Source organism: Collinsella sp. LCP19S3_D5, assembly GCF_052121415.1.
Taxonomy (GTDB): domain Bacteria; phylum Actinomycetota; class Coriobacteriia; order Coriobacteriales; family Coriobacteriaceae; genus Collinsella.
The window spans coordinates 1-25,976 of the sequence record NZ_JBQKEH010000020.1; the positions used below are offsets into that span (position 1 = coordinate 1).

22 protein-coding genes are annotated in these 25,976 nt (G+C 59.1%); all 22 read left to right on the plus strand.

What is annotated here, in order from left to right; translation table 11 throughout:
- The coding region (locus ACTQXO_RS07985) for an arginine deiminase family protein (RefSeq protein ID WP_147343553.1) at positions 1–104 on the plus strand (104 nt) is incomplete at its 5' end.
- Positions 105–208: 104 nt separating this feature from the next.
- Positions 209–1,204, plus strand: coding sequence for an ornithine carbamoyltransferase (gene argF / locus ACTQXO_RS07990; RefSeq protein WP_154515223.1), 996 nt, complete (start codon positions 209–211; stop codon positions 1,202–1,204).
- 138 nt (positions 1,205–1,342) lie between these two features.
- Complete coding sequence (locus ACTQXO_RS07995; protein WP_370450555.1) at positions 1,343–2,830, plus strand: YfcC family protein; 1,488 nt, start codon at positions 1,343–1,345, stop codon at positions 2,828–2,830.
- 500 nt (positions 2,831–3,330) lie between these two features.
- The gene (locus ACTQXO_RS08000; protein WP_154515227.1) at positions 3,331–4,812 is read left to right on the plus strand and encodes a DUF1846 domain-containing protein; all 1,482 of its coding nucleotides are present in this window, start codon (positions 3,331–3,333) and stop codon (positions 4,810–4,812) included.
- Positions 4,813–5,005: 193 nt separating this feature from the next.
- Positions 5,006–5,389: a hypothetical protein gene (locus ACTQXO_RS08005; RefSeq protein ID WP_154515229.1), complete on the plus strand. Its 384-nt coding sequence runs from the start codon at positions 5,006–5,008 to the stop codon at positions 5,387–5,389.
- A 180-nt stretch (positions 5,390–5,569) separates the two neighbouring features.
- Positions 5,570–7,231 (plus strand): CTP synthase, encoded by a 1,662-nt coding sequence (locus tag ACTQXO_RS08010; RefSeq protein ID WP_441033221.1) that lies wholly within the window; start codon positions 5,570–5,572, stop codon positions 7,229–7,231.
- 2 nt (positions 7,232–7,233) lie between these two features.
- Complete coding sequence (gene xerD, locus ACTQXO_RS08015; RefSeq protein ID WP_441545599.1) at positions 7,234–8,175, plus strand: site-specific tyrosine recombinase XerD; 942 nt, start codon at positions 7,234–7,236, stop codon at positions 8,173–8,175.
- Positions 8,176–8,638: 463 nt separating this feature from the next.
- Entirely contained in the window at positions 8,639–9,073 is a 435-nt protein-coding gene (locus tag ACTQXO_RS08020) for a division/cell wall cluster transcriptional repressor MraZ (RefSeq protein ID WP_035137949.1), read from the plus strand.
- Between the two features lie 20 nt (positions 9,074–9,093).
- On the plus strand, positions 9,094–10,059 hold the full coding sequence (gene rsmH, locus ACTQXO_RS08025; RefSeq protein WP_441038964.1) for a 16S rRNA (cytosine(1402)-N(4))-methyltransferase RsmH: 966 nt from the start codon (positions 9,094–9,096) through the stop codon (positions 10,057–10,059).
- Between the two features lie 90 nt (positions 10,060–10,149).
- On the plus strand, positions 10,150–10,620 hold the full coding sequence (locus tag ACTQXO_RS08030; protein WP_427719178.1) for a hypothetical protein: 471 nt from the start codon (positions 10,150–10,152) through the stop codon (positions 10,618–10,620).
- A gap of 239 nt (positions 10,621–10,859) precedes the next feature.
- Positions 10,860–12,503, plus strand: coding sequence for a peptidoglycan D,D-transpeptidase FtsI family protein (locus ACTQXO_RS08035; protein WP_441545600.1), 1,644 nt, complete (start codon positions 10,860–10,862; stop codon positions 12,501–12,503).
- Positions 12,504–12,627: 124 nt separating this feature from the next.
- Entirely contained in the window at positions 12,628–14,052 is a 1,425-nt protein-coding gene (locus ACTQXO_RS08040) for a UDP-N-acetylmuramoyl-tripeptide--D-alanyl-D-alanine ligase (protein WP_427719184.1), read from the plus strand.
- Between the two features lie 3 nt (positions 14,053–14,055).
- On the plus strand, positions 14,056–15,075 hold the full coding sequence (mraY, locus tag ACTQXO_RS08045; RefSeq protein ID WP_441033208.1) for a phospho-N-acetylmuramoyl-pentapeptide-transferase: 1,020 nt from the start codon (positions 14,056–14,058) through the stop codon (positions 15,073–15,075).
- Positions 15,076–15,084: 9 nt separating this feature from the next.
- The gene (murD, locus tag ACTQXO_RS08050; protein WP_427794730.1) at positions 15,085–16,491 is read left to right on the plus strand and encodes a UDP-N-acetylmuramoyl-L-alanine--D-glutamate ligase; all 1,407 of its coding nucleotides are present in this window, start codon (positions 15,085–15,087) and stop codon (positions 16,489–16,491) included.
- A gap of 9 nt (positions 16,492–16,500) precedes the next feature.
- Positions 16,501–18,021, plus strand: coding sequence for a putative lipid II flippase FtsW (gene ftsW, locus ACTQXO_RS08055; RefSeq protein WP_441545601.1), 1,521 nt, complete (start codon positions 16,501–16,503; stop codon positions 18,019–18,021).
- Positions 18,011–19,126 carry an undecaprenyldiphospho-muramoylpentapeptide beta-N-acetylglucosaminyltransferase gene (gene murG / locus ACTQXO_RS08060; RefSeq protein WP_441038965.1) on the plus strand — a complete coding sequence of 372 codons (1,116 nt, stop codon included), beginning with the start codon at positions 18,011–18,013 and terminating at the stop codon, positions 19,124–19,126. Before ftsW ends, murG begins: the two co-directional genes overlap by 11 nt.
- A 96-nt stretch (positions 19,127–19,222) precedes the next feature.
- On the plus strand, positions 19,223–20,641 hold the full coding sequence (murC, locus tag ACTQXO_RS08065) for a UDP-N-acetylmuramate--L-alanine ligase (RefSeq protein WP_154515246.1): 1,419 nt from the start codon (positions 19,223–19,225) through the stop codon (positions 20,639–20,641).
- Positions 20,642–20,646: 5 nt separating this feature from the next.
- Complete coding sequence (murB, locus tag ACTQXO_RS08070; RefSeq protein WP_154515248.1) at positions 20,647–21,558, plus strand: UDP-N-acetylmuramate dehydrogenase; 912 nt, start codon at positions 20,647–20,649, stop codon at positions 21,556–21,558.
- 205 nt (positions 21,559–21,763) lie between these two features.
- A complete protein-coding gene (locus tag ACTQXO_RS08075; RefSeq protein ID WP_441545602.1) occupies positions 21,764–22,780 on the plus strand; it encodes a cell division protein FtsQ/DivIB in 1,017 nt (338 codons plus the stop codon).
- Positions 22,781–22,980: 200 nt separating this feature from the next.
- A complete protein-coding gene (ftsZ, locus tag ACTQXO_RS08080; protein WP_427719199.1) occupies positions 22,981–24,132 on the plus strand; it encodes a cell division protein FtsZ in 1,152 nt (383 codons plus the stop codon).
- A gap of 210 nt (positions 24,133–24,342) precedes the next feature.
- Positions 24,343–25,143, plus strand: coding sequence for a polyphenol oxidase family protein (locus ACTQXO_RS08085; protein ID WP_154515254.1), 801 nt, complete (start codon positions 24,343–24,345; stop codon positions 25,141–25,143).
- The gene (locus tag ACTQXO_RS08090) at positions 25,140–25,976 is read left to right on the plus strand and encodes a phosphate ABC transporter substrate-binding protein (protein ID WP_427727615.1); all 837 of its coding nucleotides are present in this window, start codon (positions 25,140–25,142) and stop codon (positions 25,974–25,976) included. The genes ACTQXO_RS08085 and ACTQXO_RS08090 overlap by 4 nt, the downstream gene beginning before the upstream one ends.

Here is a 25,976-nt window from a genome sequence, read left to right on the forward strand (position 1 = left end):
ACAAGGAGGGCCTGGACCTTCTCGTCGTGCCCTCCGCCGAGCTCTCCCGCGGCCGTGGCGGCCCGCGCTGCATGAGCATGCCCTTCTGGCGCGAGGACCTCTAAGGTTTTCCGTTTCCGGTGCGGTCCCCCTACAACCGCACCGGTTTTGCCCGTCAAACGGGCAACACTAATACTTGCGTAATTCATTTTTCGAAAGGAAACGAACCATGGGTGTTAACCTCTCCGGCCGTAGCTTCCTCAAGCTCCTCGACCTCACCACTGAGGAGATCGAGTACCTGCTCAAGCTCTCCAAGAACTTCAAGGACATGAAGCGCGCTGGCGTTCCGCATCGCTATCTCGAGGGCAAGAACATCGTTCTGCTCTTCCAGAAGACCTCCACTCGTACCCGCTGCGCCTTCGAGGTCGGCGGCATGGATCTGGGCATGGGCGTCACCTACCTCGATCCGGGTTCGTCGCAGATGGGCAAGAAGGAGTCCATCGAGGACACCGCCCGCGTTCTCGGCCGCATGTATGACGGCATCGAGTTCCGTGGTTTTGCCCAGGACGACGTCGAGGAGCTCGCCGCTAAGTCCGGCGTGCCCGTGTGGAACGGCCTGACCACTGAGTGGCATCCCACCCAGATGCTCGCCGACATCCTGACCGTCCAGGAGAACTTCAACTACGACATCAAGGGCAAGACCCTCGTCTTCATGGGCGACTGCAAGAACAACGTTGCTCGCTCCCTCATGGTTGTCTGCTCCAAGCTCGGCATGAATTTCGTGGCCTGTGGCCCCGAGGAGTGCATGCCCGCTGACGACGTCATCGAGGCCTGCAAGCCCATCGCCGAGGCTAACGACTGCACCATCAAGCTGACCACCGACGTCAAGGACGGCGTCACCGGTGCCGACGTTATCTACACCGACGTGTGGGTCTCCATGGGCGAGCCTGACGAGGTCTGGGCCGAGCGCATCGCTCAGCTCACCCCGTATCGTGTCACCTCCGAGGTCATGGCTATGGCCAACCCGGGTGCCATCTTCCTGCACTGCCTGCCCAGCTTCCACGACACCAACACCACGATTGGCGCCGAGAAGTGCGAGCAGTTCGGCATTACCGAGCAGGAGGTCACCGACGAGGTCTTCGAGAGCCCCGCTTCCAAGGTTTTCGACGAGGCCGAGAACCGCATGCACACCATCAAGGCTGTCATGTACGCAACGCTCAAGTAAGAGCCTTTAAGCATTTCGCTCGGGGTGTATTGCTGCACACCCCGAGCGGTTTGTCTGGTAAATATCTTGCGTCGGGCGGTGGGCACGGCACGGAAGATCCGCTTCGCGCGAGAAAGTTAAATGATTTATGAAGGGGGGATGAGAACTATGACTGAGACCGCTAAGAAAAAGCGCGGTATGCCTTCATCGTTCACCATTCTTCTAGCTCTGCTGGCAATTGTTGCAGTGATTACCGTTATCGTCTCCGGCACGTCCGGCGGCGCTGTTACTGCAGCCCGCCTGAGCGATTTCTGCACCGCCCCGATTCTGGGCTTCGCTGACGCTCTGCCCGTCTGCCTCTTCGTTATGATCTTGGGCGGCTTCCTCGGTATGATGACCGAGACCGGCGCCCTGGACAACGGCATTGCCGTTCTGGTGCAGAAGCTTAAGGGCAACGAGATCATGCTCGTTCCTGTCCTTATGCTCATCTTCTCCCTCGGTGGTACCACCTATGGTATGTGCGAGGAGACCGTTCCCTTCTACGCCCTGCTCGCCGCTACCATGATGGCTGCCGGCTTCGACCCCATGGTCGGCGCCGCTACCGTCCTGCTCGGCGCTGGCTGCGGCTGCCTGGGCTCCACGGTTAACCCGTTCGCCGTCGGCGCTGCCGTCGACGCTCTGACCGGCGTTGGCATTGAGGTCAACCAGTCCATCATCATCGGCCTCGGTGCCGTCCTGTGGATTGTTACCACGGCCATTTCCATCTTCTTCGTCATGGGCTATGCCAAGAAGGTCAAGGCTGACAAGGGTTCCACCATCCTGTCGATGCAGGAGCTCAAGGACGCCGAAGAGGCTCACGGCAAGGCTGCTTCCGAGGTTAACAAGGAGGTCAAGCTCACCGGTCGTCAGAAGGGTGTTCTGATCGCCTTTGCCTTCACCTTCGTCGTCATGATCGTCGGCTTCATTCCGCTGGCCGACCTCAACGAGGGCGTTGCCAACTTCTTTGACGCTGGCGCTGTCTACGATGCCGACGGTAACACCGTCGTCCAGGGCTGGTCTGCCCTGATCACCGGCCTGCCCATTGGCCAGTGGTACTTCGACGAGGCTTCCACCTGGTTCTTCCTCATGGCTATCCTGATCGGTATCATCGGTGGCCTGTCCGAGAAGCAGATCGTTAACACCTTCATCACCGGCGCTGCCGACATGATGTCCGTTGTTCTCGTCATCGCCCTCGCCCGTGGCATCTCCGTCCTCATGGCCAACACCGGTCTCGACGTCTACGTCCTCGACGCTGCCGCCAGTGCCCTGGCTGGTCTGTCCGGCGTGATCTTCGCTCCCATGAGCTTCCTGGTCTACTTCGGCCTGTCCTTCCTGATCCCGTCGACCTCTGGTATGGCTACCGTCTCCATGCCCATCATGGGACCGCTGGCTGTTAAGCTCGGCTTCTCGCCCGAGGTCATGGTCATGATCTTCTCCGCCGCCATCGGTGTCGTGAACCTGTTCACCCCGACCTCCGGTGCCATCATGGGCGGTCTCGCCCTGGCCAAGATCGAGTGGACGACCTGGCTCAAGTTTGCCCTTAAGCTCATCGTCGTTCTCTCCGTCGTCTGCGCCATCATCCTGACCGTCGCCTGCGTGTTGATCTAAGTACCCAACGGGTGCCCCACGGAAACCTTGACGATCCTGTAGAGGATCACTTGGTCATCGTCTGTCCGGTGGGGTCAACCCACCGGTAGACTCCTACCTTTAGCCCCCTCCCGTTCCGTGCGCGGGAGGGGGCGCTCTTATGTTGCGCGGTTCTACGAACCGCGCAACCAGTTGACGCTGCGCGCCGCCCAGAACGACAATTTGTCATTCAAAAGGCAAGGCATGACCAAAAGGTCTATGCCTTGCCTTTTTCATGCCAACTTGTACGTTCTGGACGGCGCTCGCTGACTTATGCTCAACCTGCGATGTTGCCATTGTTGGTGCAGGGGGAGTGCGTTTGGGGCAGCTAATTTGGGACGGGGCTTTTTTGACTACCCTTTATGTGGGGGTAGTCAAAAAAGCCCCGTCCCAAATTAGCTGCCCCGGCCTCGTCGGTGGGGGAGGGTCTGCTCCGCTATAATCGCCTAGGACATTAAATGGAAACGGGACGGGAGCCATACATGCGCCAGGGTTTCGACAACGCGAAGTATATCGAGCTGCAGGCTGCTCACATTAAGGAGCGCATCTCGCAGTTTGGCGGCAAGCTGTATTTGGAGTTTGGCGGCAAGCTGTTCGATGACTATCATGCGAGCCGCGTGCTGCCGGGTTTTGAACCGGACAGCAAGTTCCGCATGCTCAAGAGCATTGCCGACGACGTCGAGGTCATCATCGCAATCAATGCGAACCATATCGAGAAGAACAAAGCCCGTGGCGACTTGGGCATTACCTATGACGAGGACGTCCTGCGTCTGGTCGATCTGTTCCGCGGGAACGGATTTGCCGTTGCCGCCGTGGTTATCACGCAGTATGCCGGTCAGCCCGCTGCCGACGTCTTCCGCAATCGTCTAAACGCGCTCGGCATTCCCGCCAAGCTGCACTATCCCATCGAGGGCTATCCGCACGATGTCGACCTGATCGTTTCTGATGAAGGCTACGGCAAGAACGAGTTTGTCGAGACCACGCGTCCGCTCGTTGTCGTGACGGCGCCCGGCCCTGGCTCGGGTAAGCTCGCCACCTGCCTGTCGCAGCTGTATCACGAGCACAAGCATGGCACCGCTGCCGGCTATGCCAAGTTTGAGACCTTCCCGGTCTGGAATCTCCCCCTCACGCATCCGGTGAACATTGCCTATGAGGCTGCCACGGCAGACCTCGATGACGCCAACATCATCGACTCGTTCCACCTTGAGGCATACAACAAGACCACGGTCAACTACAACCGAGACGTTGAGGCGTTCCCGGTTGTTCGCGCCCTCATGGAAAAGATCTTGGGCGAGAGCCCCTATCAGAGCCCCACGGACATGGGCGTCAATATGGTCGGTTTTGCCATTACCGATGACGATGCATGCCGAGATGCCTCCAAGATGGAGATCGTGCGCCGCTATTTTGCCGCGGTTGAAAGCGTGCGCCGTACTGGCGTGGGCGATGAGCAGGTCGACCGTCTCAAACTCATTATGAAAAAAGCCGGCATCGACAAGAACTATTCGCCGGCACGCTCGGCTGCTCTCACCAGGGAGCAACTGACGGGCGGTCCCGTGGGTGCCATGGTGATGCCGGACGGTTCGGTAGTGACCGGAAAGACCTCAACGCGTCTGGGTGCCGCGAGCTCGCTCATCATGAACGCGCTTAAGCATGTTTCGGGCGTCGATCTTGAGCTCGAGGTCATCAGCGATGAGGCGATTGAGCCTATCAGCAAGCTCAAGACGCATTTCCTTGGCAGCAAAAACCCGCGTCTCCACACCGACGAGACGCTCATGGCGCTCTCTATCACCTCGGCCACGAGCGAGACGGCTACTCGTGTTCTTTCGGGTCTTGAGCAGCTGCGCGGCTGCGACGCCTTCTTTAGCGTGATTATCTCGCCTACGGACGAGACGGTGCTGCGCAAGCTGGGCATTAACGTGTGCTGTGAGCCCAAGTTTGAGCGCCGCGGTTTCTTCCATCGCTAAGATTGAGATGAGACGCCGCATCGGAGTGCGCACCCGATGCGGCGCTTAGGGGGTTTTAGGGCTATATTTGCCGAAATTTAGGCCGTTTACCTGCCCAAAAGCGATTTGCGCGGTATACAATTACCTCAGTGGATACATCCTTTGCGGGGCTACCCATGATGGATGTTGCCGGCCATCGAGGGATGCGCCGGTCATGCGCGGTGCTTTTGATGCTCGTGCTCGGTTTGAGGAGGCTGCCATGGCGGGCAAGGGTCGTGCGAGTGTCAACGATATGAAGCGTGTCGAGGTGCTGGTGCTGATGGAGATCGCTCGGCAATCTAAGGGAAACGGTGTGCCGTACGGTTTCTCGCGCAAGACACTCTCCGAGTGCGTAGGGGTTTCGCCGTATCGTGCCCGCGCTGCAATCGACCGTTTGGATTCTGATGGCCTTATCGAGGTCGTTTCTCGTTATAACGATGATGGCGGCCAGCTTGCAAACGGCATATGCCTGACCGGGCGAGGCGAGTGGTACCTTAAGGGTGTTCGTGCCGGCATGCTTGTTCAAGATATGTTGAAGGATGAGACTGCCGATCGGTAACAACACGGCAGTTTCGACGAGCCTGCACCGCCCAAAGCTACTTGGGCGGTGTTTTGTTTCGAGATGGAGAAATGCGGGCATGCGGGTGAAAAATAGCGAGCGGCTTGCTTTTCGAGTATTACAATGAAGACCCGTAAGATATGAATGGAAAACTTCTACGGGAAGCGCAGGTAATTCAATATGACCAAGCATGTGTTTGTAACCGGCGGCGTAGTTTCGTCCTTGGGTAAGGGCATCACCGCGGCCTCGTTGGGCCGTCTGCTCAAGTCACGCGGCTACAAGGTGACGATGCAGAAGGCCGACCCGTATCTGAACGTCGACCCCGGCACCATGAGCCCGTTTCAGCATGGTGAGGTCTTCGTGACCGAGGATGGCTACGAGTCCGACCTGGACCTGGGCCATTATGAGCGCTTTATTGACGAGAATCTTACCCGTGATTCCAACTTTACGACCGGCGCTATCTACAAGAGCCTGATTGCCCGCGAGCGTCGCGGTGACTTTTTAGGCGGCACCGTTCAGGTGATTCCGCACGTCACCAACGCCATTAAGGATAAGTTCCGCCGCATCGAGGAGCAGACCGGTTCCGACGTGGTCATCACCGAGCTGGGCGGCACGATTGGCGATATCGAGTCGCAGCCGTTCGTGGAGGCCATCCGCCAGTATCGTAAAGAGGCCGGTCCCGAGAACGTCTGCTACATCCACGTGTCGCTCGTCCCCTATATCGCCGCCGCGCACGAGGTCAAGACCAAGCCCACGCAGCATTCGGTCAAGGAGCTTCGCAGCTTTGGCATTCAGCCCGACATCATTGTGCTGCGTTCTGATCACCATATCGACGATGCCATCCGTGGCAAGATCGCAAGCTTCTGCGACGTCGATACCGACTGCGTCTTTACCAACGAAGATTGCGCGAGTATTTACGACGTGCCGCAGCTGCTCGCCGAGCAGGACTTTGACCTGCGCATTTGCGAACGCCTGGGCTTGGACCCGCGCGAGCGCGACATGAGCGAGTGGAACGAGTTCCTGCGCAAACAGAATCATGCCAACCACCATACCGACAAGGTCAAGATCGCCGTTGTGGGCAAGTACACCCAGCTCCCCGATGCCTACCTGTCGGTTATCGAGGCCCTGCATCATGCAGGCGTTTTCTATGATCGTCATGTGGACGTGCAGCTGGTCGACGGCGAGAGCCTCGACGAGCAGAACGTCTCCGAGGTGCTGGGCGACGCATCGGGCATTTTGGTGCCCGGCGGCTTTGGCAAGCGTGCCCTGGAGGGCAAGATTCTTGCTGCCGAGTTTGCTCGCGAGCATAAGATTCCGTATCTGGGCATTTGTCTGGGCATGCAGGTCGCCGTGTGCGAGTTTGCCCGCAACGTGGTCGGCCTTGCCGGCGCTAGCTCCTCCGAGTTCGATCCGGACGGTCCGTTTAGCGTAATTGACCTGATGAGCTCGCAGGAGGACGTGACCGAGAAGGGCGGCACCATGCGCCTGGGCGCCTATCCGTGCAAGCTCGCTGCCGATACCCTTGCGCGCGAGGCCTATGGCGAGGAGCTTGTCTATGAGCGCCACCGTCATCGCTTTGAGTTCAACAATGCCTTCCGCGACCAGCTCGAGGGCGCGGGTTTGGTTATCTCGGGTCTTTCGCCTGACGAGCGTCTGGTCGAGATGGTCGAGCTGCCGCGTGACGTGCATCCGTGGTATGTGGCCACCCAGGCCCACCCCGAGTTTAAGAGCCGTCCGACCAAGCCGCAGCCTCTGTTCCGCGAGTTCGTGCGCGCCTCGATTGGCCAGCACGAGGGCATCGATCGCCTGCAGGTGACGCCCATGAACCTCGCGACGGACTAAGGGTGCCAGCGAAAGAAAGACATACCGAAGATACACCCTCGTTGCTCGATACGGTGACGGGGGAGTATCTTGATTACCTTGCGGTCGAGCGAGGCTTGGCGCGCAATACGATCGCGGCATATCGTCGTGACTTGACGACTTACTGTTCCTACCTGGAGCGGGCCGGTGTTGAGTCCTTTGAAGGCGTGAACCGTCAGATAATAGAGGGTTTTGTCGGTGATCGGCGCGACGGGGGCTACTCCGATGCCTCGGTGGAGCGTGCAGTTGCGGCCGTGAAAGGTTTGCATGCCTTTTTGGTTCGCGATGGGATCGTCGCCCAAAACCCGACGGCTGCACTGCGCCTGCCCAAAAAGGCGGAGCGCCTTCCGGAGTGTCTCTCGGTAGGGGATGTCTCGGCGCTCCTCGACCAAGATTTCCCGGAAGGGGAGATGGGTTTGCGGGACCATGCCATTTTGGAAGTGCTCTATGGATGTGGCCTGCGCGTGAGCGAGTTGGTGGGGCTCGATGTGGGCGACGTTCATTTTGACGACGGCTTTGTGCTGGTGCGCGGCAAGGGCTCGAAGGAGCGGCTTGCCCCACTCGTGGGAAGTGCCGCACGGGCTATGGCTCAATATATTGCTGATGGGCGTCGGCGCCTGGCCGCCCATGCCCGCGGGTCAAAGACACCGGCAGTCTTTTTAAATAAGAACGGTGGTCGCCTGTCACGTCAGAGTGTTCATGTCATATGCGAGCGATACGGGCGTCAGGTGGGACTGGTGGGACTTCATCCTCATACCTTGCGTCACTCCTTTGCGACCCATATGCTTGCGGGCGGTGCCGACCTGCGCGTGCTACAGGAGATTTTGGGACATGCCGACATTTCGACCACACAGGTCTACACGCATGTCGACCGTACGCAGCTGACCGAGGTCTACCTGGCGGCTCATCCGTTGGCGCATCGCTAGCGACTCTTTGACCTGCATATTTACAACTAATGGGGGACGGACCCCAGGTTGTCGTGACGCGGTTTTGTGCGCGTATCGGCAATCTGGGGTCCGCCCCATCTTTTGTCTTGCGCCGATGCGCCGGTGGGTCACGCGTGACGTTGGTGGGGAAGTTTGGGGGGCGATGTGAACGGCGCGTAAAGGGACACAAAATTCGCCTCAAGGTCAACTTGAAGGTTGAGGTTGAAAGCCGGGCTGCTACAGATGGCATCCCAGCTTTGCTGTAAACACAACATATTGTGTTTTCGAACATATGAACGAGGGTGTTTTACAGCATATAGAGGGTGGAGTGGTGGGGTGTTGTGGGGGAAGGTGTGGGGAAAGATGTTGAAAAATGGGGCTGTTCCCCATATTATTAATGACGTCGACAGGCGGGGTGGTTCCCCGCGTACGTGCCATCTGAGTAACCGAGGGGAGGGCGCACATGGGAATGACGGGTGCATACGAGCGCAATCTCGATGCAAAAGGTCGTCTGTCCCTGCCTGCACCCCTTCGCGAGGAGCTTGGAGAGCATGTTCGCGTGTTCAAAGCCCTGGATGTCGATGCTCTGTACGTGTTCTCTGCCGAGGCCTTCGATAAGTGGGTCGAAGGACTCTTCGCGGGTCGTGAGGGCCACGAGGGTTTTAACCCGCGTGACATCAACGACCAGAAACTCATGAGGGCGATCAACAAGCGCACCACCTCGATGGATGTGGACAGCGCCGGTCGTATCGGTCTTTCTGAGTCTCTCCGCAAGCAGGCGAACCTCGACCGCGAGGTCACGGTTGTGGGCAACTACGACCACCTCGAGGTTTGGGACCGTGCTACGGCCGATGAGGACGATGACGATGAGGCTCTGCTGGACCTCTTCTTCTCGTAAGGGCAAGGCATGAGTAACGGATGGAGCGTGGGATCTTGACACAAGAATATCGGCATGAACCTGTCATGCTCGGCGAAGTGCTTGAGTCGCTGCAGCTAAAGAGCGGATCTGTCGTCTGCGATTGCACCCTTGGCGGTGCCGGTCATTCGGTAAAGATGGCCGCGCAGGTGGGGGAGACGGGTCTTTTGCTTGGCGTCGATCAGGACGACATGGCCCTCGAGGCCGCTGGTGCCCGTCTGGACCGCGAGGTCCCCGGCGTCCCGCATCAGCTGCTGAAGGGTAACTTTGGCGACTTGGACGAGCTGCTTTGCTCGGCCGAGGTGCCCGGGGTCGATGGCTTCCTGTTCGACTTGGGCGTCTCGTCACCGCAACTCGATATCCCTGGCAGGGGCTTTTCGTATAACGAAGATGCCCCATTGGACATGCGGATGGATCCGGGTAACAACACCCTAAACGCAGCTGAGGTCATCAACACCTATAACGAACACGACCTCGCCCGGATTCTACGCGTCTATGGCGAAGAGAAGTTCGCCTCGCAGATCGCACGCGAGATCGTGCGTCGCCGCGAGTCCGAACCGATTGAAACCACCGGTCAGTTTGTCGAGATCATCAAGGCTGGCATTCCGGCTGCCGCTCGTCGGCATGGCGGACACCCGGCCAAGAAAAGTTTCCAGGCCATTCGCATCGAGGTCAATCATGAACTCGATGTGCTCGAGAGAGGACTTGACGCCGCCACCAGGTGGCTCAACCCGGGCGGACGCATCTGCGTCATCTCGTATCACTCGCTCGAGGACCGTATCGTAAAGAACCACTTTAAGGAGATGAGCCAGGGGTGCACGTGTCCGCCGGAGATTCCGGTGTGCGTGTGCGGCAACGTGCCGATACTCAAGGTCATCACCCACAAACCCTTGGTTGCCCAACCCGATGAGGTTGCGCGCAACCCTCGGGCGAGATCAGCCAAAATCCGCGTGGCGGAGCGCTTGTAGCGTTACGCGCGCGATATTGGACCTCCCGCTCGCACCATAGACGAAGCTTAAACACACTACCAACGTACTCGGGATGGGAGGCGGCATATCATGGGCTACAACACCTCAAACGCAGCACTCGCCTATGATATGAACGCCATGCCCGCCTACCGCGAGGCACCGCAGGCGCCCGCTGCTCCTCGTGAGCAGCGCACGCCGCGCTTTGATGTCTACACGGGCGCGGGCCGTCAGGCAAACCAGGCGGTAAGCCCGGTTTTCATGAGCGTTCTTAAAACGTTTTGCATCATTGCGGCTATCTTCATGACGATTGGCGTCGCCCGCGTGGCGCTTGCAAGCGTTACGGCCCAGGTGCTCAACAGCAACGCCGAGCTTACCAACACGCTCGAGAAGGCGACCGATGAGAGCTCCGACCTTGAGGTCATGCACTCTGTTTATGGTGCCGATACACGCATTCGCGATCTTGCGGGCGCTTATGGCATGGTGGAGCCCAGTGAGAGCGTTACACTTGATTTTTCGCAGGATGCAGCCGCGGGCGCTAGCTCGGCTGCGGCTGTCCAGTAATAAGACGGTAGCTGAGTATGACAAATGATTATCGTCGCGGTCCAGACGGGAGTCGCGGGCAGGGACGTCCCTCTTCGCGGGGACGTTCTGGTTATCAAGGATCGGGTCGGTCATCTTACAACTTGGGGTCGAATCGTGGCAACGACCCAACGTCGCGCCTTCGCGGCTCGGATGACCCTCAAGTACGCAATAGCAGATCGAATAGACGATCTTCGACCGAATGGCTTACGGGGACGCCATTGCCTCGCCGTAATGTCGTCATGGGTTGTATCGGTTTGGGTCTGGCTGCGGGCGCCATCCGCCTTGCCGACTACCAGATCGTAAATGCCGATGAGTTGCGCGGGCGCGCCGATGCTCGACGCCTGCTTGCGGAGACGCTTTACGCCAAACGCGGCACGATCTACGACCGAAACGGCAACGTGCTGACGTCGTCGGTCGAGTGCAGCAATGTCGCCGTGAATCCACAGCTGATCGAGGATGTCGATAAAACGGTATCGGCCTTGGTTAAGGCGACTGGAATCGATAAGAAGACTTGCCGCAAGCTGGTTCAGTCCGATGGCACTTGGGTGTATATCAAGCGCCAGGTGGACGAGGACGATGCCGCGGCATTGAAGAAGAAAAATCTGCCCGGCGTGCTCTTTGAGCAGGCGATGAAGCGGGTGTATCCATACGGCAATCTGGCTTCGCAGGTTCTAGGCGTGGTGAACGTTGACAACGTGGGCCTAACGGGCCTTGAAAAGCAATATGACAAATTGCTGACCGGAACAAACGGCACGCTGGTACGAGAGCGCGCGAGGGACGATAGCTATATTGCGGGTGGCGCCTATAAAAAGGTTGCCGCCATCGATGGCGTTGACATCGTGACGACGCTGGATGTCAATATCCAGCGTGCAGCAGAGGACGCTCTGGCGGAGGCGGTTGAGAAGACCAAAGCCAAGAACGGTTCGGCTTTGGTGACAGACCCTACTACCGGCGAGATTCTGGCCGCCTGTTCATATCCGACCTACGACCCGACCAATTTGGAGAACGCCAAGACCGAGGATATGAACTTGCGCTTGGTCACCGATGCGTATGAACCCGGTTCGGTCTTTAAGACGCTCGTTGCAGGTGCGGGTTTCGACTTGGGCGTCGTGCGCTCGAGTACGTCGTTTGAGGTGCCGGCGAGCATTAAGGTTGGCGACGATACCGTCACCGATGCCGATAAGCGTGACTACGCCATGACCATGGATGTGCGCGAGATGATGCGCCGCTCATCCAATGTTGGCTTTGTATTGGTCGGGCATAAGATCGGCGCGGACGATTTTGCCGCGTACGTGGACAAATGGGGCGTTGGACACAGTTCGGGCATCGATTTTCCCGGCGAGAGCCTTGGCATTGTCAAGGAGCGTGACCAGTATGACGGCGCCACGTTGGGCTCGATGAGTTTTGGCCAAGCGCTGTCTGTCTCGCCGATCGAGATTGCGCGCGCCGTGGGCGGCATTGCCAACGACGGCGTGATGATGACGCCGCACTTTTATAAATCCAGCAAAGGCGAGGAGAAGGACTGGGGTGAGGGAGAGCAGGCGATTTCTGAGGATGCCGCCGCCCAGGTGACATCGTGCATGCAGACGGTCGTTTCCGAGGGCACGGGTGTCGGGGGCGCCGTCGATGGTTACGACGTGGCGGGTAAGACCGGTACGGCCGAGCGCGCCGATGAAAAAGGCGGCTACCTCAAAGCGAGCTATATGTCGTCCTTTATGGGGTTTGCCCCGGCGCAAGCACCCAAGGTTTTGTGCTATATCACGCTCGACGGAACGCCGAGCGGTTCGGATGCCGCCGCCGTGCCGTTCCAGGTCATTATGGCTAACGCGCTCGATGTGTTGGGTATCCCACGCACCAAGTAGGGGGTTACAATCCTGAAAAGGGCTGTCGATTAATCTGGAGGGTGTTCACATGCCCTGCACCACGCATGCGTGGCGCTGGGATACAATACGCCGATAGCATTATTAGGTTTACAGGGGAGCTGCAATGATAGAGATCGCCGTCAACAACCTCGCGGCCGCAACAGGGGCCCGAACCGTGACGGGAGAAGCCGATCGGGTATGCCGTGGGTGCGTTATCGACTCGCGCCAGGTTGAGGAAGGCACGATTTTTGTTGCCTTTCCGGGTGAAAAAGTCGACGGAAACGACTTTGCTTCCCGCGCCATCGAATCGGGCGCCGGCGCTGTTGTGATGACGCGCGAGCCCAACGCCGAGCTTGTATCGCTGGCTCAGCGTAAGGGCTGCGCCATCCTACACACCGATGATCCCGAGGAATTTTTGCTGCGCCTGGCACATGCCTATCGCACGCAGCTTGGCTGCCTAGTGGTTGGCATTACCGGCTCTATCGGTAAGACGACGACCAAGGATGTCCTTGCGGCAGTGCTTGCCAAGCGCTATCGCGTTTGGGCCACCAAGGGTAATTTCAACAATCTGATCGGTATGCCGCTCACGGTTTTGGCCGCTCCTGCCGACACCGAGGTGCTGGTTCTCGAGATGGGTATGAACCATTTTCACGAGATCGAGCGCCTTTCTCGGTCCGCCAATCCCAACCTTGCCATCGTGACCAAGATCGGCACCTCTCATATTGGAATCCTGGGAAGTCGCGAGAATATCGCCCGCGCTAAGTCCGAGATTGTTGGGGGCATGTGTGCCGCCGACGACCTTCTCCCGTTGCTGGTTTTGGGCGGCGAAGACGACTTCACCCCGTTCATTCGTGAGACGTTTGCCGAGCCCGCGGGTATCGACGTGATGCTGGCGGGTGTTTCGGATGTTGATGAGGTTTGCGCCCGCGGCATTCACATTGATGATGAGGGCCGCCCGGTCTTCACGCTTGACTTTGGCATGGGTGAGTCCGTTGACACCATGCTCGCCATTCCCGGCGTCCAGTCCGTTCCCAATGCCGTTAAGGCCGCCGCAGTTGCCTATCGTTTGGGTGTGACCCCCGAGCAGATCGATGCTGCCTTTAGGGGTATCGCGATTACCGGTCATCGTCAGGAGATCAAACACGCCAAGAGCGGTGCCCGCATTATCGACGACTCGTATAACGCCAGCGCCGAATCCATGGCTGCTGGCCTTGACCTGCTGTGCTCGCTTTCGTGTTCCGGCTCTCGAATGGCGATTCTGGGCGAGATGGGCGAAATGGGCGACGAGGCCCCCCGCATGCATGAGCTGGTGGGCGCCTATGCCGCGGCTAAGAAGCTCGATATGCTGGCGTGCGTGGGCGGTGAGCTGGCCGCTCGTATGGCCGAAGCCGCGCGCATGATGGGCATGGACGAGGACCGCATCCAGGTGTTCTCCGATTATCAGCAGGTGCTCGACCGTATGGCCGGCGCACTTGAGAAACATGACGTTGTGCTGGTCAAGGGCTCTCGCTTTGTCGAGCTCGACCGCTTTGTGGAAGGTGTGTGCTAGCCCATGTTCGGGAACCCCGCGTATCCTACATACCAGGCCTTTTTGGGACTTGGCATCGCCGCCGCCATTGCGCTGCTGCTCATGCCGTGGTGGATCAAGCTTCTTAAGGTCGAGGGTATCGGCCAGCAGGTCCGCGCCGATGGACCCAAACGCCACCTGATTAAGCAGGGCACGCCCACCATGGGCGGCGTTGTCATTCTCGTAGCCGTTTCGCTGACGTGCCTTTTGATGGGCAAGCTCACCACCGAGCTTGTGCTCGTGCTGCTTGCCACGCTTGCAACCGGCGTTCTGGGCCTTATCGATGATTTGACCTCTGTCACGCACGGTCGTTCGCTCGGCCTGACGCCCCACGCCAAGATGATTGGTCTCACCATCATCTGCGTCACGTTTACCGTGCTTGCCGTCAGCTGGTGCGGCGTTGCCCCCGAGATTCGTTTTCCCGGCGGTCTGACGATTGACCTCGGTATCTTCTCGACCACCATTGGTGGCCTTACCTTTCCGTGGCTCTACATCGTCTTTTGCTGGCTGATGATCGCCGGTCTTTCTAATGCCGTGAACCTGACCGATGGCCTGGACGGCCTTGCCGGTGGCACCTCCATGATTGCCATGCTTGCCATGGCTGCCATGGCGTTTTTGTACGGTGACGTAAACCTGTCTATCTTCTGTACCGCATGTGCTGGTGCTTGCCTGGGCTTCCTTTGGTTTAACTGCTATCCGGCGAGCATCTTTATGGGTGATACCGGCTCTCTTGCCTTGGGTGCAGCCTTTGCCTGCACGTCCATTATGACCAACACCGAGGTCGTCTCGCTCATCATCGGCGGCCTGTTTATCGTCGAGACCCTGTCGGTCATGATTCAGGTCGTCTACTTCCACTTTACGCATAAGCGCGTCTTCCTTATGGCGCCCATTCATCATCATTTCGAGAAGAAGGGATGGGCCGAGACTAAGGTCGTCATCCGTTTTTGGATTGTCGCTGCCGCTTTTGGCGCTCTGGGCCTTGCCCTGTTTTTCCAGTTGGGATAGTGGTTTTTCATGCCTCTTGCAGATTCCTTTAGCCTTCTCGTCTTGGGCCAGGGTAAGTCCGGTCTAGATGTCGCTCGCTGGGCGCTTGCGCACCCCGAGCGCGTGAGTACCGTTACCGTGTACGGCGGCGGCACATCCGAGCCCAATGATGCCACGCGCTCGCTCGAGGCGCGCGGGGTATCGTTTGTCTACGGAACCGAGCAGGTCGAGGGCGCGTTTGATGTATGCGTGACGTGTCCGGGCATCTCGGAGTTCTCGGCATTCTTTAAGGCTGGCCGCGATCACGCTGTCCAGATCATGGGTGAGCCCGAGTTTGCCTACCGCCTGTCTCCCCAAAATTGGATCGCCATTACGGGCACCAACGGCAAGACAACCACCACGTCGCTGACCGACTACCTGCTTAAGGCGGCGGGCGAGGCGAGCGTTGCTGTCGGTAATATCGGTGAGCCTCCGGTGAACGAAATCGACGACCGCGCGCATAACGAGTGGTTTGTAGCTGAGCTTTCGAGCTATCAGATCGCAACGACCCAGGAGCTTCACCCCCGTGTGGCGGTGCTGCTCAACATTACCCCCGACCATCTGGGCTGGCACAAGAGCCATAAGAACTATGCGCTCGCCAAGATTAAGCTCTTCGAGAATATGGTCGACGATGACCTTGTGGTTATCGACGTCGAGGATGCCGGTATCCATGAATTCGATGAGTATGTCTACACGCCGGGTCGTCGCATCTGCAAGGTCGCCTTTGACGAGCCTGCGGGCGAGGACGCCGCATTTGTGCGCGATGGCAAGATGGTCATTCGCCTGAAGGGCGTCGAGACCCCGCTCATCGCCACGTCCGAGCTCAAAATCTCCGGACATCACAATGTCATCAATGCCCTGTGCGCTGCCACGGCTGCCCTGGCCGTCGGTGCCGATGTCGACGGTGTGTGTCGCGGCCTGGCCTCATTCCAGCCGCTGGAGCACCGCGTTGAGCCCTGTGGCGAGATCGATGGCGTGCGCTACGTCAACGATTCCAAGGCAACGAACACCGATGCGGTCGAAAAGGCCCTGACGGCGTTTCCCGACGACGACGTGATCTTGTTGCTCGGTGGTCACGATAAGGGCACGCCACTCGAGTCCTTCGCCCGCGTTGTCATGGACAACGTGCGATCGGTCGTCTGCTTTGGCGATGCGCGCGAGCGCTTTACCGCCGCTATGGACGAGGCCGATGTCGATGGTGACGTTGATATCGCTCAGGCTGACGACCTGCGCGACGCCGTCGACGTTGCCCGTTCGCTGTCGAGCCGAGGCGACGTGATCCTGCTTTCTCCCGCCTGTTCTTCGTTCGATGAGTTCTCGGGCTACGAGGAGCGCGGCCGCGTGTTTAAGGACTACGTGGCCCAGCTTGCCGCCGCAGCGAAATCGCAAATGGAATAGGGGCCGCCGGTGAGAGAGGAGAGCCCCCGACAAGGTATGAGGAGGCCCGACTCGGACCGTGCTTCCTCGCAGCGCAGTACGCCGCGTTCCGGTCGCGGCGGGCAGACGCTCAGCGAACGCTATATTGCCGGCGTCCCCGCCCGCATCATGCGCCCTCGTTTGATATTCATGGCGTGCCTGTTTACTTTAGTGTGCTTTGGTCTGCTGATGGTGTACTCGGCGTCATCGGTCGAGGCATTGCACGAGAACGGCTCGGCGACGTATTTCCTGGTTCGACAGGCTACATTTGCCGGGGTTGGCGTGCTTGCCATGGTTGCGATCGTTCGCGTCTTGCCGGACAACTGGTTTGGGGAAGATGTACTTAGGGTCTTCCTTATCGGCATGATTCTCTTGCTGTTTGCGGTATTTCTTGTCGGCAGTGGCAGCCGTGGCGCCACGCGCTGGCTCAACATCGCCGGTATTCAGTTCCAGCCGTCTGAGTTTTTAAAACCGTTTGCCATCGCGTATTCGGCCATCATACTCGACCGTTTCTTTTCGCCCGGTGGCAACATCAACGAGTTCCTTCGCAAGATGGTCGTCTACTTGGGCATTTCGCTCTTTTTGATCTTTATCCAGCCCGATTATGGCACCGTCTTGATCATCTCGCTGACCCTCATGTGTATGGCGTTATTTGCGGGCCTAGACCCCAAGTTTATCATCGGCGTGATCATTCTCGTCATTGTCGTGAGTGTGTTTGCGCTTGTTGCAGAGCCGTACCGCATGGTGCGTGTTCAGGTTGCCCTGAACCCTTGGGCCGACGAGTATGGCGATGGCTATCAGGCAACGCTTGCCATCATGGCGTTTGCTTCGGGCGGCTTGTTCGGCCGTGGCATCGGTAACTCCACCATGAAGTACTCGTATCTGCCCGAGGCACACAACGACTATATTCTGGCCATTATCGGCGAGGAGGTCGGTTTTGTCGGGACCGTGCTACTCTTCTTGGTCTTTGCGATGCTGATTTACTCAGCGTTTCGCATTGCCGAGCAGGCTGCGGACCGTCGCGGAGCGCTCATGGCATCGGGTTCCGCAGTCATTCTCGCGGTACAGTTTTTGATCAATGCGCTGGGCATCCTCAACGTGTTTCCCATGACGGGTAAGCCGCTGCCGTTTATCAGCTACGGCGGTTCGTCGATTATCGTATCGCTTATGCTTGCGGGGCTGATCTTGCGCGTCTCGCACGAGAGCGCCCGTCGTGATGAGTACGATCGTCGCCGCGAGAGCTTTGCCGTTATGGACGAGAGCACCGCCGGCGTGCCCCATGTGCGCGGCGATCGCCCTTCGCGCAACGGTTTTACCGTCTTGGATGGCTCTGCGTCCGAGCCGGCGGCTCGTCCGCGCCCGCGAACGGCTCCGCAGGGGCGTCCCCAACGCCCGAACCCCCGAAGCTCGGGTGGCGGATATAATCGAATCAATTTGAATTCGGACCCATCGGCGCGTCTGCGCACCGAAGATCAGGGACCGCGCGTACGAAGGGATTTTCATGACCGATAAGATGACCGTTGCTATCGCAGCCGGCGGCACGGCGGGACATATCAACCCTGCGCTTGCCTTGGCTGAGGAGTTGCGCGACCGCGGACATCATGTTGTGTTCGTGGGCCAGTCGCATAAGCTCGAGGGTCGTTTGGTTCCCGAGGCCGGGTTCGATTTTGTACCTATCACGGTCACGGGCTTCGACCGCTCCCGTCCTTGGACCGCGCTGAGCTCGCTGTGGCGCGTCAATAAGGCCAAGCGCTCGCTCGCCAGCCATTTCTCAAAGGTTGGCAAGCCCGATGCGGCTATCGGTTTTGGTGCCTACGTCGAGGTCCCGCTGCTGGGCTGGTGCAAGGATGCGGGCGTTCCGTATCTGCTGCACGAGCAGAACTCTGTTCCGGGCCTGGCCAATAAGATGATGAGCTCCCATGCCGCCCGCGTGTGTATCTCGGTGCCGGCTGCGCGCTCTGTCTTTGAGCGCGCGGGCGACCCCGAGCATGTGCTCATGACCGGTAATCCGGTGCGCCGCTCGGTCATTGAGGGCGATCGCTCCCGCGGCCGCGAGGCACTTGGCGTGCCCGAGGACGCTGTGCTGCTGCTCGTCTTTGGTGGTTCGCTCGGTGCTCAGCATCTCAACGAGCGCGTAGCCTCGCTCAAGAGTGAGCTGCTGACCCGCGAGAATTTCTACATTTTGCATTCGACGGGTGCCGACGGCTTTGAGGACACCGAGCGTGCTTTGGCGCTGACGTCCGATGAGATGAAGCGCTATCGCGTCCAGCCCTACATTGACAACATGGGCGACATGCTAGCTGCAGCTGACCTGGTGCTCTCGCGCTCCGGCGCCTCGAGCGTGGCCGAGATTGCCGCCCTCGCCGTGCCTTCGGTGCTCGTGCCGTATCCGCATGCCACGGCCGACCACCAGACGACCAATGCGCGTTATCTGGTCGATGCCGGTGCCGGCGTGCTTTGTGCCGATGCCGATATCGATGCTCCGGCGTTTGCCGAGGAGCTGCTGCATCTGGTCGATGACGCTGCAGCGCGCGATGCCATGCGTCAGGCGGCGCGCGGGTTGGCTCAGGACCGCGCCGCCGCACTTTTGGCCGATGCGGTAGAGGGTTTGCGTTAGTTAGACGGGATATCGAGCTTGCGCTCGCGCGGATGCGGTAGGTGCGGTACAGTTAACGGGTTACAGGCAGTGTTTACGCAAGGAGTACACGAGCACATGGCTGATTCCCAGACTGCAACCTCCGCGCCCGAGTTCAAGAGCGCCCACTTTATCGGTATCGGTGGCGCCGGCATGAGCGGCATCGCTCTCGTTTTGCACGAGCGTGGCTATGCCGTTACCGGTTCCGACCTTAAGACCTCGCGCTACATTCGTCAGCTTACCCGTGCTGGCGTGAAGGTTCACGTGGGCCACGAGGCCGCCACGATCGATGAGGTCAAGCCCGACGTGGTCGTGGTCTCTACCGCTATTCCCGAGTCCAACCCCGAGCTTGTGCGTGCTCGCGAGCTCGGTATTCCTGTGTGGCCCCGCGCCAAGATGCTCTCGGCTCTGGGCCACGGCTACACCACCATCGCTGTTGCCGGTACGCACGGCAAGACCACGACGTCCTCGATGTGTGCCACTATGCTCGACCGCATGGGTCTGGATCCCAGCTTTTTGATCGGCGGTATCGTCGAGGGTTACGATACCAACGGAAAGAACGGCTCGGGTGACTACTTTGTCGCCGAGGCCGATGAGTCCGACAGCTCGTTCCTGTTCCTGAACCCCAACGTAGTCATCGTGACCAACGTCGAGGCCGACCATCTCGACCACTACTCGGGCATCGAGGAGATCGAGGCCACCTTTGCCAAGTTTATGGGCCTGGTTGGAGAGAGCGGTACCGTCATCGTTTGCGGTGAGGACCCGCATCTGGTCGAACTCGCCAAGTCGACGGGCCGCCACGTGCTTTCCTATGGCTTTGCCGAAACCAACGACGTCGTCTGCGTGCATCCGGATGTCAAGGGCATTCAGAGCGACTTTATCGTTCGCTTTGAGGATGGGACCGAGCATGCTGTCGAGATCAAGAGCAACCCCGGTCGCCACAACATGCTCAACGCCACGGCAGTGCTAACCGTTGCCCATGTCCTGGGTCTCGACGTCGATGCCGCAGCCGAGGCGCTTTCGAGCTTTGAGGGCGTCCGCCGCCGCTTTACCCATGTGGGCGATATTGACGGCATCACCGTGGTCGATGACTACGGCCATCACCCCACCGAGATCAAGGCGACGCTTGCCGCCGCCTCGTCGCTGGGCTATAAGCATGTTGACGTCGTGTTCCAGCCGCACCGCTATTCGCGTTTGCAGGCGCTGTGCGATGATTTTGCCGATGCCTTCGCCAATGCCGATAAGCTGCTGCTCATCGATGTGTTCTCTGCCGGCGAGATGCCGATTCCGGGCGTTACCTCCAAGATGCTCGCTGATACCGTGCGCGCCAAGCACCCTGGCAAGGAGGTCGTGTACTGCTCCAGCCGTCTCGAGCTCAATCGTGAGCTCGAGAAGATGGTAGGTGAGGGCGATCTGCTGCTTACTATGGGCGCCGGCGACGTTACGACCGTTGGCCCTGAGTTCATCGAGTATCTGACTGCCAAGAAAGACGCTTAGCCCCTATGGGTCTGTTTAACGCCGTCATGGCGCTTTCGGGCATGATCGACACGGATGTAGTCGAGGATGAACGCCTTGCGCGTCATACGAGTTATCGTATCGGCGGCAAGGCCGACCTCTTCGTGACGTGCCATAGCTATCATGCCCTTCGTCGTGCCGTGGCAGTACTCGACCGTGAGCAGGTGCCGTGGGTCATTATCGGCAAGGGATCTAATCTGCTCGTTGCCGATGCGGGCTATCGCGGCGCCGTCATTTCGCTGGGGCGTGAGTTTCAGCGCACCGTTGTTGCCGAGGACGGTTGCACGCTGACCGTTGGCGCGGGCGTTATGTTCGCACGTTTGGTCAACGATGCCCTGTCGCGCGGGCTTTCGGGCCTTGAGTTTGCGGTTGGCATCCCCGGCTCGGTCGGCGGCGCCGTATCTATGAACGCCGGTACGCGGACCGAGTGGATAGGTTCGCTTGTCGAGGATGTGGTCACGTTTGACCCGGCATCCGGCATTAAGCATTATGCGGGGTCCGAGATTGCCTGGGGCTACCGTGAGTGCAGCCTGCCGCGTAACGAGATTATTCTCGAGTGCGTGCTTAAGCTCAAGCCTGCGCCTAAGGCCGACATTCGCGAGCGTATGGAGCGGTACCTGACGAGGCGCAAACGCACGCAGCCCATGGGTCGCGCTTCTTGCGGGTCGGTCTTTCGCAATCCACCCGACGCGAGCGTTGGCAAGCTGATTGAGGATTGTGGATTAAAGGGTTTTTCGGTTGGCGGTGCGGAAGTTTCGCCCGTACACGCTAATTTTATCGTTAATAACGGTACCGCCTCGGCCGATGACGTGGCCGCGGTTATCAGGCATGTGCACGGAAAGGTGAGGGAGGCGTATGGCATCGAGCTCAGACCGGAAGTCAAATTCCTCGGCTTCTAGAGCATCGAAACCTACCTTCCGCCGCGCCGGAGGGCGTTCCGGCGCACCCGTCCAGCCTCAACGCAAGCCCCCTGTGTCCTCCAAGCCCGCTGGATCCGTACGGTCCGCCAAACGTCCGGTCGTCGGCTCGCAACTTGGTGGACGCCCTGCCGCAAAAAAGACGGTTCACCCGGCTCCGCGCCCCTCGGTGACGTCTAAGTCGGCGATGGGTGCCAAGCCCTCTCGCCCCATAGTGACGCCCACGCCCTCGCTGGGGGCTAAAGCGACGCATCCCGGTCGTACGTTGGGCGCTGCCAAGCCGCGCTCGTTGACGTCGGTGCCCGCCTCTAAGGCACCTGCGACCAATAAGGGTATCAATCCGCTGTCGTCGCTTGGCGCCATGGCGAGTAAGACGTCCGAGGCCGCCTCTGCCGTTAAGGGCAAGGGCAAAATCGTGGGCGGAATCTTGGCGGCTGTGGCCGTGCTTGCCGTCGTTGCCATCGTCGTTATCAATTCCGGCCTGTTTGCCGCTACCGATATTCAGATCGAGGGCAGCGAGCATGTGACCAAGCACGATGCCATGCAGCTGATCAGTCTGCCCGAGAACACATCGCTCTTCAACGTAAATCCCGACCAGATTACCGAAGATCTCAAGCAGAACCCGTGGGTTTCGGGCGTGGACGTTCAACGGCAGTTTCCCCACACGCTCGTCATTACGCCGACGGAGCGCAAGGTCACCGCGATCGCTTATATAAGTTCCGACGATCTTGCCTGGGCCATCGGCGACGATGACACCTGGATCGCACCGCTTTCGACCTCTGTGGAGGTGGACGACCAGGGAAATGTCGTCACTTCGGGTGAGGGCGCCAACACATTGAGCGGTATCGATGCTGCGTTGGCGCTGGCCAGGCACTACGGGGCCGTGCTGCTTACCGATGTCTCGGCTGATGTCGAGCCGGTCTCGGGGCAGGCCGTTTCTTCCAAGGCCGTTAAAGCGGGCCTGGATTACGTGCGCGGTTTTTCCGGCGAATTCTTGGCGCAGATCAAGGATATTTCTATACCTTCGGTCGAGGCCATCTCGGCGAATCTTGATAATGGCGTTGAGGTCTCGCTGGGCGATTCTGATGATATCGCCAAGAAGGAACGCGTCGTGACCAAGCTTCTGTCGCAGGTAGAGGGCGTAACCTACATTAACGTTCGGTCTCCCGGCAACTATACGTTTAGAAACGCACCGACCGCTTAGCGTCGGTGCGTGGCTTTGTTGAGGGGCCATACCACGCCGTTTATCTGGTTTGTTTGGTTTTCACGGTCAATTATTTGACTGATACGTTCATAATGTGCAAACATAATGCGGTTTACCTTTGCATTTACTTTCAACCTGAAGGTTAATGTGCGCAGGGGTCAACCCATGCTATGGCTATAACCTTTGTTCGGAGGACCGACATGCACGAGACAGAGATCAACAACTACCTTGCCGTCATTAAGGTGGTCGGCGTCGGCGGCGGCGGTACCAACGCGGTCAATCGAATGATCGAAGAGGGCATTCGTGGCGTCGAGTTTGTTGCCATCAACACCGATGCTCAGGCGCTCGCGATCTCTGATGCCGATATCAAGGTCCACATCGGTACCGACCTTACCCGCGGCCTGGGCGCTGGCGCCAACCCCGAGGTTGGTCGCAAGGCTGCCGATGAGTCCCGCGATGACATTGCCGAGGCGCTCGCTGGCGCCGACATGGTGTTCATCACCTGCGGTGAGGGCGGTGGCACCGGCACCGGCGCCGCTCCCATCGTTGCCGATATCGCGATGAACGAGGTCGGTGCGCTGACCGTCGCCGTCGTGACCAAGCCCTTCACCTTCGAGGGCCGCAAGCGTAAGAAGAGCGCCGAAGAGGGCATTAAGACCCTTTCCGATTGCGTCGACACCATGATCGTTATCCCTAACGACAAACTGCTCGACATCGCCGAGAAGAAGACCACCATGCTCGAGGCCTTCGCTATTGCCGATGGCGTCCTTTCCCAGGGCACCCAGGGCATCACCGACCTCATCACCGTCCCGGGCATCATCAACCTGGACTTCGCTGATGTTAAGACCATCATGAAGCAGGCCGGCACCGCCATGATGGGTATCGGTACTTCTTCTGGGGACACCCGTGCCGTCGACGCCGCCCAGCAGGCTATTTCCAGCCCGCTGCTCGAGAGCTCTATCGATGGTGCTACGCGCGTCCTGCTCTCCATCGCCGGATCCAAGGATCTGGGCATCCAGGAGATTAGCGACGCTGCCGACGTTGTCGCCAACGCCGTCGATCCCGAGGCCAACATCATCTTCGGTACCGTTGTCGACGAGTCCCTGGGCGATCAGGTGCGCATCACCGTTATCGCTACGGGCTTCTCCGACTCTAATGTCAACCGTCAGGACGAGCTCTTCGCTGCCCAGCAGTCCCAGAGCAAGGCTTCCGTTGTCGAGCCTCAGCGTACCGCTCCCGCTGCAAGCTCGGCTCAGTCTGCCCCGACCCGCAATGTCGGCGGTACGGAGCTTCCCAATTTTGGTAACGACCAGTTTGAGCTTCCCGACTTCCTTAAGCGTGGTAGTTTCTAGTTCGTTTTTCTCAACAACCTGCACGGGGTGTGTCCATTTGGATGCACCCCGTTTTGTTTCTCGTTTGTAAACGAAAGTCTCCAATCTCTTTACGTTCCCCTTACGTTTGGTTCCTACCGCTGCGGGTATCCTTTTGTAGAAGTATGGCAGCCGTATGGCACGGACTGCTGCGGCTTGGCCGCGATACTCGTGTTATTAGGAGGCTTTAGTATGGCAGCACGTGCGGACAACGTTTCGCGTGTCGACCATGATGGAGTTACGTTGGTAGAGGGCGCGACGCACGATGTCCGCTTTGCCTTCACCGAACGCACTGGCGGTGTTTCCGAAGATGCGTACTCCTCACTCAATCTGGGCTCGCATGTTGGCGATGACCCCTTTGCCGTTCAAGAAAATCGTCGCCGCGTACTCGAGGCCATGGGTATTGCCGAGTGCGAGCACAACCTGCTTGTCCCCAATCAGGTACACGGTGACAATGTCGTGACGGTGACCTCGAACGGCGCCGATGATCTCGAGAACATTCGCGAGCAGATTGCCGAGGGCTGCGATGCCCTCGTCTGCACGGCGCATGAGGTGCCCGTGATGCTTTGCTTTGCCGATTGTGTTCCCGTTGTGCTGGTGGCTCCCGGCGGCTTTGCCGTGGTGCATTCTGGCTGGAAGGGCACGATTGCGCGCATTTCCGCCAAGGCGTGCCAAGCGCTCTGCGAGGCGGCTGGCTGCAAGCCAGACGACATCTCTGCCTATATTGGGCCCCATATCCTGGGTGACGAGTACGAGGTGTCCCAAGAACTTATGGACCGCTTTGCCTCCGAGTTCGCGTGCATCGATGCTGCCGCTTCTCGTATGCTCGATCTTTCCGCCGCCATTCGCGAGGCGCTGATGGACGCCGGCGTCGAAGCGAACGGCATTGTGGACACCAAGCTCTCCACCGTTCGTCAGAACGACCGCTTTTATTCCTACCGCAACGAGGGCGGCACCTGTGGGCGCCATGCTGCGATCGGCGTGATGCTATGAGAAAGATCGCATCGGTCCTAAGCGCGGCAGTGCTCACGCTTACGCTGTGTGCCTGCTCCTCGGGATCTTCCACGTCTTCTATCACCGTGGCCGGCTCGACCACCTGCCTTCCCATTGCCGAGATTGCGGCCGAGGGCTTTAAGGAGGAGACCGGCACCGACGTGCTCGTCTCTGGCCTTGGCTCTTCTGCCGGTATCGAGGCCGTCAGCAACGGCACGGCTGACATCGCCAGCTCGTCTCGTGGCCTCAATGCCGACGAGCAGGATCTGGGCCTGACCCCGATTGTAATCGCGCACGACGGCATCGCAGTCATCGTGAACGACGATAATCCGGTCGACAACCTCTCGACCGAGCAGCTTCGCGACATATACGCCGGTAAGATTACCAACTGGAAGGAAGTCGGCGGAGAGGACCTGAAGATTCAGGTTATTAACCGCGATGAGGCGTCCGGTACGCGCGAGGCCTTCCGTACCATCGTGATGGACGGCACGCCGTTCGATCGTCGCTCTGCCGTTCTTTCGGGCACGGGCCAGGTACGCGATGTCGTGTCCCGTTCGCGTGGTGCCATTGGCTACATCTCGCTGGGTTTTGTCGAGAGCCTCAACGCTAAGACTTCGGTTAAGGCTGTTTCGGTCAACCATGTCGAGGCATCCGAGAAGACGGTCGCAAGTGGCGGCTACCCCATCTCGCGCGACCTTTACTTCTTTGTGAAGGGTACGCCTTCGCAGCGTGCACAGGACTACATTGACTATGTGACGTCGGAGAAGATGGACAAGCAGATTCGCGAGGCGGGCTTTATTCCCGTCACCAACGACGGAAAGGGGAGTGAGTAG